Source organism: Ramlibacter sp. P4_H7 (genome assembly GCF_056400765.1).
In genome coordinates, this window is sequence record NZ_JBFUKP010000004.1 from 254,501 (window position 1) to 266,654 (window position 12,154).

Annotated in this window: 9 protein-coding genes; all 9 read left to right on the forward strand. The window is 69.2% G+C overall.

Annotated features, from left to right (window positions below; translation table 11 throughout):
- Positions 1-95 precede the first annotated feature (95 nt).
- Positions 96-1,283, forward strand: a complete 1,188-nt coding sequence (locus AC1DSA_RS08155) for an ABC transporter substrate-binding protein (protein WP_477887874.1) — start codon at positions 96-98, stop codon at positions 1,281-1,283.
- A 117-nt stretch (positions 1,284-1,400) separates the two neighbouring features.
- Entirely contained in the window at positions 1,401-2,264 is an 864-nt protein-coding gene (locus tag AC1DSA_RS08160; RefSeq protein WP_477887876.1) for a branched-chain amino acid ABC transporter permease, read from the forward strand.
- A 28-nt stretch (positions 2,265-2,292) separates the two neighbouring features.
- The gene (locus tag AC1DSA_RS08165; RefSeq protein ID WP_477887878.1) at positions 2,293-3,291 is read left to right on the forward strand and encodes a branched-chain amino acid ABC transporter permease; all 999 of its coding nucleotides are present in this window, start codon (positions 2,293-2,295) and stop codon (positions 3,289-3,291) included.
- Positions 3,284-4,036 (forward strand): ABC transporter ATP-binding protein, encoded by a 753-nt coding sequence (locus tag AC1DSA_RS08170; RefSeq protein ID WP_477887880.1) that lies wholly within the window; start codon positions 3,284-3,286, stop codon positions 4,034-4,036. The genes AC1DSA_RS08165 and AC1DSA_RS08170 overlap by 8 nt, the downstream gene beginning before the upstream one ends.
- The gene (locus AC1DSA_RS08175; protein ID WP_477887882.1) at positions 4,029-4,742 is read left to right on the forward strand and encodes an ABC transporter ATP-binding protein; all 714 of its coding nucleotides are present in this window, start codon (positions 4,029-4,031) and stop codon (positions 4,740-4,742) included. Before AC1DSA_RS08170 ends, AC1DSA_RS08175 begins: the two co-directional genes overlap by 8 nt.
- Before the next feature lie 162 nt (positions 4,743-4,904).
- Positions 4,905-6,857, forward strand: a complete 1,953-nt coding sequence (gene glgB, locus AC1DSA_RS08180; RefSeq protein ID WP_477887883.1) for a 1,4-alpha-glucan branching protein GlgB — start codon at positions 4,905-4,907, stop codon at positions 6,855-6,857.
- Positions 6,844-8,139 (forward strand): glucose-1-phosphate adenylyltransferase, encoded by a 1,296-nt coding sequence (locus tag AC1DSA_RS08185; RefSeq protein WP_477887885.1) that lies wholly within the window; start codon positions 6,844-6,846, stop codon positions 8,137-8,139. Before glgB ends, AC1DSA_RS08185 begins: the two co-directional genes overlap by 14 nt.
- Positions 8,136-10,316, forward strand: coding sequence for a glycogen debranching protein GlgX (gene glgX / locus AC1DSA_RS08190; RefSeq protein WP_477887887.1), 2,181 nt, complete (start codon positions 8,136-8,138; stop codon positions 10,314-10,316). The genes AC1DSA_RS08185 and glgX overlap by 4 nt, the downstream gene beginning before the upstream one ends.
- On the forward strand, positions 10,313-12,142 hold the full coding sequence (gene treZ / locus AC1DSA_RS08195; protein WP_477887889.1) for a malto-oligosyltrehalose trehalohydrolase: 1,830 nt from the start codon (positions 10,313-10,315) through the stop codon (positions 12,140-12,142). The genes glgX and treZ overlap by 4 nt, the downstream gene beginning before the upstream one ends.
- The last annotated feature ends 12 nt before the right edge of the window (positions 12,143-12,154 follow it).

Here is a 12,154-nt window from a genome sequence, read left to right on the forward strand (position 1 = left end):
GGGCCGGCTGCCTGCGGTCACAATTCCTTCAGGCCTCAACGATCAAAAGACCCGGCCGCGCGAACAGCCGCGGCCGACCCAACGAAGGAGCATCCATGACCCACCGCCGTCTCGTCCTCTCCCGCGGCGCCGCCCTCATCGGCGCGGCGTCCACCGGGTTGCTGCTGCCCGAGATCGTGCGCGCCCAGTCCAGCAAGATCCGCGTCGGCTTCATGCTGCCCTACACGGGCACGTTCGCGCAGCTCGGCGTGGCGATCGAGAACGGCGTGCGCATGGCGATCAGCGAAAAGGGCGGCAAGCTGGGCGGGCGCGAGATCGAGTGGTTCAAGGTGGACGACGAATCCGAGCCGTCCAAGGGCGTGGAGAACGCCAACCGGCTGGTGCAGCGCGACAAGGTCGACGTGCTGATCGGCACGGTGCACTCCGGCGTGCAGATGGGCATCCAGCGCGTTGCGCGCGAGTCGGGTGTGCTCAACCTGATCCCCAACGCCGGCGTGCACGCGGCCACGCGCGGGCTGTGCGCGCCCAACGTGTTCCGCACGTCCTTCACCAACAGCCAGCCGACGCTGGCGCTGGGCAAGCCCATGATGGACAAGGGCCTGAAGCGCACGGTGTGGATCACGTGGAAGTACGCCGCGGGCGACGAGGCCTTCGAGGGCTTCAGGGACAGCTACACCAAGGCCGGCGGCACCATCGTCAAGGAACTGGGCCTGCCCTTCCCCAACGTCGAATTCCAGGCGCTGCTCACCGAGATCGCCTCGCTGCGGCCCGACGCGGTGGCCTGCTTCTTCGCCGGCGGCGGCGCCGCCAAGTTCATCCGCGACTACGCCGCCGCGGGCCTGAAGGACAAGATCCCGCTGTGGGGCTCCGGCTTCCTGACCGAGGGCGTGCTGGACGCCGCCGGCCCGGCCGCCGAAGGCATCATGACCACGATGCACTACGCGGACTCGCTCGACACGCCGCGCAACAAGCAGTTCCGCACGGCCTATGCCTCGGGCTTCAAGATGCAGCCGGACGTATATGCGGTGCAGGGTTACGACACCGGCCTGCTGCTGGCGCAGGGCCTGGCCGCCGTCAAGGGCGACATGGGCAACAAGCAGGCGCTGTACAAGGCGCTGGAGACGCAGGTGATCGACAGCCCGCGCGGCAAGTGGAGCATGAGCAAGGCCCACAATCCGATCCAGGACATCTACCTGCGCCGTGTCGAGAACAAGGACAACAAGGTGATCGGCATCGCGGCCAAGGCGCTGGAGGATTCGGGCGCGGGCTGCAAGCTGGGCTGATCGCGCTGCAGTGGTGAGCGACCTGTCGTGCCGGGCCCGCCCGGCACCGATCGGGGCACGTCGTGAGGGATGCCGGGTGCAAGCCGGCACGACAGCTGCTTGCCTGCCCCGGACTCCATGGACTTCGCCAACTTCCTGATCCAGCTCCTCAACAGCGTGCAGTACGGACTGCTGCTGTTCATGCTCGCCGCCGGCCTGACGCTGATCTTCGGGATCATGGGCGTGGTCAACCTCGCGCACGGCAGCTTCTACATGCTGGGCGCCTACCTTGCCTGGTCGCTGGCGGCCAAGACCGGCAGCCTGGCGCTGGCCATCGTGCTGGGCACCGTGCTGTCGGTGCTGTTCGGGCTGGTGCTGGAGAAGGTGCTGTTCCGCCACTTCTACCACCGCGATCACCTGGACCAGGTGCTCCTGACCTTCGGCCTGATCTACATCTTCGAGGAGATGCGCTCCATCCTGTGGGGCGACGACGTGCATGGCGTGCCCATCCCGCAGGTGCTGTCGGCGTCCATCCCGCTCACGGACAACCTGTCGTACCCGGTCTATCGCCTGTTCATGTCGGGGCTGTGCATCGCGCTGGCGATCGGCCTGTACCTGCTGATCTCGAAGACGCGCCTGGGCATGAAGATCCGCGCCGGCGCCTTCAACCACGAGATGACCGAGGCACTGGGCGTCAACGTCAAGTTGATCCACGCGGTGGTGTTCGCGCTGGGCGTGGGACTGGCCACCATCGCCGGCATGATCGCGTCGCCCATCTCCAGCGTGTACCCCAACATGGGCTCGCAGGTGCTGATCATGTGCTTCGTGGTGGTGGTGATCGGCGGCATCGGGTCGGTGCGCGGTGCACTCATTTCGGCGCTGCTGGTGGGCCTGGTGGACACCTTCGGCAAGGTGCTGCTGCCGCAGGTGGCCGGCATGCTCGTGTACATGCTGATGGCGGCGGTGCTGCTGTGGAAGCCGGAAGGGCTGTTCAAGCAATGAGCGCGACCCGCCTGGGCAAGGTCGCCCCATGAGCGCCACCTCGGTCCATCTGGAGCGGCTTCCGCGCGGCCTGCAGGTCGCGCTGGCGCTGGGCATCGTCGCCCTGCTCGCCTTCCCCTTCGTGGCCACCGAGTTCTACGCGCAGATGGCCGCGCGCATGATGATCCTGGCGATCTTCGCGATGAGCCTGGACCTGCTGCAGGGCGTCACCGGCCTGGTTTCGCTCGGGCACGCGGCCTACTTCGGCCTGGCCGGCTATGCGCTCGCCTTCCTGACGCCGCAGGGCGAGGCGGTGAGCCTGTGGTGGACGCTGCCCGCGGCGGTGGCCGCCTCGGCGCTCGGCGCCCTGGTGATCGGCTTTTTCGTGGTCCGCACCCACGGCATCTACTTCATCATGGTCACCATGGCGTTCGCGCAGATGGTGTTCTTCCTGTTCTTCGACAACAAGGCGCTGGGCGGCTCGGACGGCATCTACATCAACTTCAAGCCGTCGGCCGGCGTGTTCGACCTGGAGAACAAGCGGGTCTTCTACTACTTCACGCTGGCGATGCTGGTGCTGGTGTACGCCTTCCTGCGGCGCCTGCTGTTCAGCCCTTTCGGTCGCGCGCTGGCCGGCATCCGCGTCAACGAGCACCGCATGCGCGCGATGGGCTTCGGCACTTTCGGCTACAAGCTCGCGGCCTTCACGCTCGCCGGCGGGCTGGCCGGCCTGGCCGGCTACCTGTGGGGCGCACAGACCGGCTACGTGAACCCGGAACTCATGGGGTTCCACATGAGCGCGCACGCCATCATGATGGTCATCCTCGGCGGCATGGGCAACTTCGCGGGCGCAATCGTCGGGGCCTTCGCCTTCGAATACCTGCTGCACGCCTTCAAGGACCTGCCCGCCATCGGCCGCTTCGACACCGGCAAGCACTGGCAGCTGTGGATCGGCCTGTTCATGGTGCTGGTGGTGGTGTTCGCGCCGCGCGGCCTGCTGGGCCTGCTGGAGCGCGTGCTGCGGCGCAAGGAGAAGCCGGATGCCTGACGTCCTGCTGTCCGCGCGCAAGCTCACCAAGCGCTTCGGCGGCCTGGCCGCCGTCAACGACGTGACGCTGGAGCTCTGGCGCGGCCGCATCCACGCGGTGATCGGCCCCAACGGCGCCGGCAAGTCGACGCTGACCAACCTGCTCTCCGGCGACCTCGTGCCCACGGCGGGCGAGGTCACGCTGGCGGGCCGCGACGTCACCGGCTGGAACCCGGAGCGCATCTCGCGCGCGGGCCTGGGCCGCAGCTACCAGAAGACGAACATCTTCCGGCCCTTCACCGTGTGGGAGAACATCCGGCTGGCCGCGCAGTCGCGCACGCCGCATGCGGCGGGCTGGCTGCGACAGGCATCGGCCGTCGCGCCGGCCAATGAACGCGCCGAGCGCGCGCTGGAACTCGCCGGCCTGCAGGCCCGCCGCGACCACGTCGCCGGCGCCGCCAGCCACGGCGAGCAGCGCCAGCTCGAAATCGCGATGACCCTCGCCACCGACCCCCAGGTGCTGCTGCTGGACGAGCCGCTCGCCGGCATGGGCACCGCCGAGGCCGAGCGCATGGTCCAACTGCTGCTGCGCCTGAAGGACGCGCACGCGATGATGCTGGTGGAGCACGACATGGACGCGGTGTTCACGCTGGCGGACCACCTCACCGTGATGGTCAACGGCCAGGTGATCGCCACCGGCACGCCGGCGCAGGTGCGCGCCGATGCCAACGTGCAGTCGGCCTACCTGGGAGAAGACCATGGCTGAGCGCCTCATCGCGGCGCGCGGTCTGCACACGTACTACGGCGCGAGCCACATCCTGCGCGGCGTGGACTTCCATGTGGACCGCGGCGAGACCATCGGCCTGATGGGCCGCAACGGCATGGGCAAGAGCACGCTGCTCAAGAGCCTGATGGGCCTGGTCAAGCCGCGCGAGGGGACTGTCGAGGTGAAGGGCCGCGACATGGTGGGCCGGCCCTCGTACGAGGTCGCCCAGCTCGGCATCGCCTATGTGCCCGAGGGCCGCGGCATCTTCGGCAACCTGAGCGTCAAGGAAAACCTGGTGATGGCCGCGCGCCCCGGTACGGCCGGCCAGCGCGACTGGACGTTCGAGCGGGTGCTCGACACATTTCCCCGCCTGCAGGAACGCCTGGCCCACGGCGGCCAGCAGCTGTCGGGCGGCGAGCAGCAGATGCTGACGATCGGCCGTGCGCTGATGACCAATCCCGACGTGCTCATCCTCGACGAGGCCACGGAAGGCCTCGCGCCGCTGATCGCGCGCGAGATCTGGCGCATCTGCGGGCTGATCCGCGAGAGCGGCATCTCGAGCGTCATCGTCGACAAGGCGTGGAAGCAGGTGACGCAAGTCACCGACCGCAACGTCATCCTGGTCAAGGGCGAAGTGGTGTTCGAAGGCAGTTCGGACGAGCTGCGGTCGCAGCCCCACCGGCTCGACCAGTTCCTGGGCGTATAGCGCTGCCTTTGCGCCAGCCCGGCGTCGGTGCGGCGACTACGCATTCCTGAACGCCGGAGTCCTGTGCGACTGTAGGTTCGCACCTACGCCGCTTGATCTGCGCTTCCTTCACATGCCTCGGCGGCGCGCCGCCACAATGGCCGGCTGACAACGACGCAGGCCATGAAGCCCAAATTGACCGACGAGGAGAAGAGCGCGCCGGTGCAACCGCGGGCGGAGACGCCGGAAATGCGCCGCGCCAGCCACCACCACCACCGCCAGTTCGAAGTCATGGGGGCGCACGCGGTGGAAGGCGGAACCCGGTTCACCGTGTGGGCGCCGAATGCGCGCGCGGTCGGCGTCATCGGCACCTTCAACCATTGGCAGTGCGATCCGCTGGAGCGGCAGGACGACGGCACTGGACGCTGGAGCGGCGTCGTCCAGGGCGCGCGCCCGGGCCATTGCTACAAGTACCGCATCCAGGACGCCTGGGGCCACTGGATGGACAAGGCGGACCCCTATGCCTTCCGCATGGAACATCCGCCGGGCACCGCCTCGCAGATCTGGGACCTGGCGCACGAATGGGGCGACGCCGAGTGGATGCGCAGCCGCGCGCAGCGCCAGTCGCACCGATCGCCGATCTCCATCTACGAAGTGCACCTGGGGTCCTGGCAGCGCGAGGAGGACGGGCGCTTCCTCAATTACCGCGACATTGCGCAACGCCTGGCCGTGCATTGCCACAACCTGGGCTTCACGCACGTGGAGCTGATGCCGATCACCGAGCACCCGTTCTACGGCTCCTGGGGCTACCAGACCACCGGCTACTACGCCGCGTGCTCGCGCTACGGCACCCCGCAGGACCTGATGGTCTTCGTCGACACTCTGCACCAGCAGGGCATCGGCGTCTTCCTGGACTGGGTGCCCTCGCACTTCCCGGCCGACCCACATGCGCTCGCGCGCTTCGACGGCACGCACCTGTACGAACACGAGGACCCGCGCCTGGGCTTCCACCCCGAGTGGAACAGCCTGATCTTCAACTACGGGCGCTACGAGGTCCGGGACTTCCTGATCAGCAACGCGATCTTCTGGCTGGAGAAGTACCACTTCGACGGCCTGCGCGTGGACGCGGTCGCCTCCATGCTGTACCTGGACTACGGCCGGCGCCACGGCGAATGGATTCCCAACGCGCACGGCGGCAACCAGAACCACGAGGCGGTGGCCTTCCTGCAGGACCTCAACACCTCCGTGTACGGACAGTTCCCGGACGTGCACATGATCGCGGAGGAGTCCACCGCCTGGCCCGCGGTCTCGCGACCGGTCGACTGGGGCGGCCTGGGCTTCGGCATGAAGTGGAACATGGGCTGGATGAACGACACGCTGCGCTACGTGTCGCGGCCGCACTTCTACCGGCGCTGGCATGGCGACGACATCCGTTTTTCCGCCGTCTACGCGTTCCACGAGAACTTCATCCTGCCGCTGTCGCACGACGAGGTGGTGTACGGCAAGGGCAGCCTGCTGGCGCGCCAGCCCGGCGACGAGTGGCAGCGCTTCGCCGGCCTGCGCAACCTGTTCGGCCTGATGTGGGCGCATCCCGGCAAGAAGCTGCTGTTCATGGGCGGCGAGTTCGGTCAGCCCGAGGAATGGCACCACGAACGCACGCTGGACTGGCACTTGTGGGCCCGGCCCTACCACGCGGGGCTGGCGCGCTGGGTGTCCGACCTCAATGCCGCCTACCGCAACACGCCGGCGCTGCACCTGCACGACTTCGACAGCCAGGGCTTCAGCTGGCTGCCGTGCGAGGGCCACGAGCCCACGATCCTCACCTTCCTGCGGCGCGGCGGCCCGGACGATGCCCTGGTGGTCGCCCTGTGCAACATGACCCCGGAACCCCGCACCGCGCTGCGCGTCGCGATGCCCGAGGCGGGCACCTGGCACGAGCTCCTCAACAGCGACGCCCCCTTCTACGGCGGCAGCGGCGTCGGCAACCTCGGGCGCGTGCAGGCCACGGCCCATCCGCTGGGCGGCTGGCCGGCCAGCGCCCTCGTCACGGTGCCGCCGCTGGGCACCGTCGTCCTGTCCAATCGACCCCTCCCAACGATGGCCCCGACCCCCGGAGATGTCCATGCCCGCCACTAGAAACGTCCTGGCCTTCGTGATGGCCGGCGGGGAAGGCTCGCGCCTGCACCCATTGACCGCCAACCGATGCAAGCCGGCGGTTCCCTTCAACGGCAAGCACCGCATCGTCGATTTCGTGCTGTCCAACCTGGTGAACTCGGAGATCTATTCGATCTACCTGCTGGTGCAGTACAAGTCGCAGGCGCTGATCGAGCACGTGCGGCAGTCCTGGACCATGGCGCGCTTCATCCCGCAGCACTTCATCACCGTCGTTCCGCCGCAGATGCAGCACGGCCCGGCCTGGTTCCAGGGCACGGCCGACGCGGTCTACCAGAACATCCACCTGATCGAGAGCATGCAGCCGGACGTCGTCGCGGTGTTCGGTGCCGACCACATCTACCGCATGGACGTGCGGCAGATGATCGACTGCCACGTGAAGGCCAACGCGCACGCGACGGTGGCGACGCTGCCGGTGGCGCTGGGCGAGTGCGACCAGTTCGGCATCGTGGACGTGGACGACAGCCACCGCATCGTCGATTTCCGGGAGAAACCGAAGGTGGCGCGGCCGATGCCGGGCAGCCGGACCCATGCGCTCGCGTCCATGGGCAACTACGTCTTCAACACCGACGTGCTGCTGCGCCAGCTCAAACGCATGCACGACGACGGCGAGACCGACTTCGGCAAGCACATCCTGCCGTCCATGGTGAAGACGCACAAGCTGGTGGCCTACGACTTCGCCACCAACGAGATCCCCGGCACCGAGCCCTACGAGGAGCACGCCTACTGGCGCGACGTGGGCACCATCGATGCCTACTACCATGCGCACTTCGACACCCTGGGCGCGCAGCCGCGATTCCGCATGACCAACCGCCAGTGGCCGATCTATGCCAGCCCGGACCAGGCCGAGTCCGCGCAGATCGAAAACGGCGTGATCAACCGCTCCGTGGTGGGCTCGGGCAGCATCGTCGACGGCGCGACCCTCGACCACGCGATGCTGCGCCGCTCGGTGCAGGTGGAGCGGGGCGCGCGGCTGGAGCACTGCATCGTCATGGAGCGTTCGCGAATCGGCCGCGGTGCGCAGGTGCGGCGCGCGATCATCGACCAGGACAACGACATCCCGCCGGACGAGCGCATCGGCTTCGACCTGGAGCAGGACAGCAGGCGCTTCCACGTGACGCCTTCGGGCATCGTGGTGGTGCCCGCGGGCGCCTTCCCGGCACGTCCCGCCTCGCCCCTGCGCGCCCCCATCGAGCAACCCGCGCGCAGCGGCGGGATGGCGCCGCGCATGGAGGTCCACGCATGACGGCGCAAGCCGTCGACGATCCCCTCCCGCACCGCATCAGCATCCAACCGGCGGCGGCCGGTCCGGCGGGCTGCCTTCCCGGCAACGCCTGGCCCCTGGGGGCGACGCCGCGCGAGGGCGGCGTGAACTTCGCCGTCTTCGCCAGCGGCGCCGAGCGCGTCGAGCTCTGCCTGTTCGGCGCCGGCGGGACGGACCCGGAGCGGCGCATCCCGCTGTCCGCCCGCACCGACGACATCTGGCATGGCTTCGTGCCGGGCATCGGCCCCGGCACCCGCTACGGCCTGCGCGTGCACGGCCCCTACGATCCGCTGCAGGGCTGGCGCTGCAACGGGAACAAGCTGCTGCTGGACCCGTACGCGAAAGCGCTGGACCGGCCGCTGCGCGGCGCGCCCTGGCAATACGCCTACCCCCTCGGCCAGGACCGGCGCGACCTGCAGGTCGATCCGCAGGACAACGCCGCCCAGGCCGCCAAGTGCGTCGTCGTGGACCCGCACTTCGACTGGCAGGGCGACCGGCATCTGGCCACGCCGATGGAGCAGAGCGTGTTCTACGAGGTGCACGTGCGCGGCTTCACCCGGCAGATGCCCGAGGTGCCGGAGCTTCTGCGCGGCACCTTCCTCGGCCTGGCCAGCGAGCCGGCCATCGCGCACCTGAAGGCGCTGGGCGTCACGGCGGTGGAACTGCTGCCGGTGCACGCCTTCAACGACGAACGCCGCCTGGTCGACCTGGGCCTGGCCAACTACTGGGGCTACAACAGCATCGGCTTCTTCGCGCCCGACGCGCGCTACCTCGCCCACGGCGACGTCAACGAGTTCCGGCAGATGGTGAAGACGCTGCACGCGGCGGGCCTGGAGGTAATCCTCGACGTGGTCTACAACCACAGCTGCGAGGGCAACCACCTCGGCCCCACGCTGTGCTTCAAGGGCATCGACAACCGCAGCTACTACCGGCTGACCGAGGACCACCGGCACTACCTGGATTTCACCGGCACCGGCAACACGCTCAATGCCAGCCACCCGGCGATGCTGCGCCTGGTGATGGACAGCCTGCGCTACTGGGTGGAGGAGATGCACGTCGACGGCTTCCGCTTCGACCTGGCGCCCGCGGTCACGCGCAACGGCCAGGGCGCCTTCGACCATCGCGGGCCATTCCTGTCCGCGGTGGCGCAGGACCCGGTGCTGCGGCGCGCGAAGCTGATCGCCGAGCCCTGGGACCTGGGCGACCACGGCTACCAGCTGGGCGGCTTCCCCCAGGGCTGGAGCGAATGGAACGGCCAGTACCGCGACCGCGTGCGCGACTACTGGCGCGGCATCGAGGGCAGCCTCGGCGACTTCGCGGCGGCGCTGTGCGGCTCGCATGACATCTTCGGGCCGTCGCGGCGCGGCCCGCGCGCCAGCGTCAACCTGGTGACCGTGCACGACGGCTTCACGCTCAACGACCTGGTGAGCTTCAACGACAAGCACAACGAGGCCAACGCCGAGGACAACCGCGATGGCGAGAGCCACAACCGCAGCTGGAACTGCGGCGTCGAGGGCGCGACCGAGGACCCGGCGGTCCTCGCCCTGCGTGAACGCCAGAAGCGCAACTTCCTCACCACCCTCTTCTGCTCGCGCGGCGTGCCCTTGCTGCTGGGCGGCGACGAGATGAGCCGCACGCAGGGCGGCAACAACAACGCCTACTGCCAGGACAACGCGGTCAGCTGGTTCGACTGGTCGGACGCGAGGCGAGGCGACCCGCTGCTGCCCTTCACGCAGGCCCTGCTGCGGCTGCGGCGGGAACTGCCCGTGCTGCGGCGCGATGCCTGGCTGACCGGCCAGCCCGACGAGGACAGCCGGCGCGACATCGTCTGGTACAGCGTCTGGGGCCTGGAAATGACCTCGGAGGAATGGCGCAACCCCGCCGTGCGCTGCGTGGCGGCGGTGCTCGACGCCCGCTTTGCGCCCGCGAACGAGGAAGGTACGCGCAACCGCTCGGTGCTGCTGGTGTTCAACGCCACGGCCGAAGACGCCACCTTCACGCTGCCCGTCGTGGCCGGCCACACGGGGGAATGGGCGCTGCGCATCTACACCGCCGAAGGCCACTTCGAAGAGGCGGGGGCACGCAGCTTCGGGTCGCCGGCCAAGCTGCAGCTGCTGGCGCGTTCCATGGCGCTGCTGACGCAGGAGCCGGGGGAATGAGCGCGCGGCATCTTCACGACATGCCCTTCGGCGCACGCCTGCGCGAGGGCGGCGGCGTGCGCTTCCGCCTGTGGGCGCCCGCGGCGCGCCAGGCGGAAGTCGCCCTGGAGCAGGCCATCGGCGAACCCGAACTGCACGGCGCGCAGCGCGACGCTGACGGCTGGTGGGAATGCACCGTGCCGCAGGCGGGCGTGGGCAGCCTGTACCGCTGGCGCATCGACGGCGCGCTTCGGGTGCCCGATCCCGCCTCGCGCCACAACCCGGAAGGGCCGCACGGGCCGAGCCGGGTCGTCGACCCCGGTGCCTTCGCCTGGGACGAGGACTGGCACGGCCGGCCCTGGAACGAGGTGGTCCTGTACGAACTGCACGTCGGCTGCTTCACGCGCGAAGGCACCTTTGCCGCGGCGGCCGCGCGCCTGCAGGAACTCGCGGACACCGGCATCACCGCGGTGGAGCTGATGCCGGTCGCCGACTTCCCCGGCCGCTTCGGCTGGGGCTATGACGGCGTGCTGCCCTTCGCTCCGCACGATGCCTACGGCACGCCCGAGGACCTCAAGCGCTTCGTGCAACAGGCCCACCGGCTGGGTTTGATGGTCTTCCTCGACGTGGTCTACAACCACTTCGGGCCCGACGGCAACTACCTCCATGCCTATGCGCCGGGCTTCTTCTCGCAGACGCACGACAGCCCCTGGGGTCCGGCGCTGAACTTCGACGGGCCGGACAGTCGCCTCGTGCGCGAATTCTTCCTGCAGAACGCCCTGTACTGGGTGCAGGAGTACCGCTTCGACGGCCTGCGCCTCGACGCGGTGCATGCAATCCAGGACGACGGCGCCGTGCACCTGCTGGAGGAACTCTCGCAGCGCGTGCGCGCCGCCAGCGCCGGGCGCCACGTTCACCTGGTGCTCGAGAACGAGGACAACGACCACCGGTTGCTCGCCGTCGCGCCGAAGCCGGGCCGTTTCGACGCCCAGTGGAACGACGACTTCCATCACGTCCTGCACGTGGTGCTGACGGGCGAGACGCACCGCTATTACCACGACTACGGCGATTCGCCGATGGACCTGCTGGCGCGTGCCTTCACGCACGGCATGGTGTTCGAAGGCGCCGAACGCAGGGAGGGCGGCGCCCGCAAGGTGGTGGCCCCCGCTCCGCCGCAGGCGCTGTCGACGCTGGTCAACTTCGCGCACAACCACGACCAGGTGGGCAATCGCGCCCGCGGCGAACGCTTGCGGGCGCTGGTGCCGGAAGCGGCCGCCATGCTGCCGACCCTGCTGGCCCTGCTCACGCCGGCGATCCCCATGCTGTTCTTCGGCGAGGAATGGGGCGCGCGCGAGCCCTTCCTGTATTTCGCCGACTGGCAGGGCGATCTGCGCGATGCCGTGCGCGCAGGGCGGCAGCGCGAGTTCGGCCACGGCCCCGGCAACGACCTGCCCGACCCGTGCAGCGAAACCACCTTTGCGGCGAGCCGGCCCGAACCGGCTGCCGCGCGAGCGGCGGACGGCCTGGCCTGGCGTGACCAGGTGCGCGCCGCGCTGGCCGCGCGCCGCCGCTGGATCACGCCACGCCAGCCCCTGCTGCTCACCGGCCGGCACTCGGCGCAGCGCGTCGGCCCGCACGCCCTGGCGGTGCAATGGCGCTACGAGGACGGCCGGATGCTGGGCCTGGAGCTCAATCTCGGCGCCGAGGCGGTTCTGGTCGAGCCCCAGCACCCGGGCCCGGTGGAAGCCGAACCGGTGTTCAGCCATCGCCGGCCCGAAGGCACGCCGGGCGGCACCTGGCCGGCCTACAGTGCGCGCTGGACGCTCGGCGAGGAGATCACGCTGTGAGCGCCGCCCGAC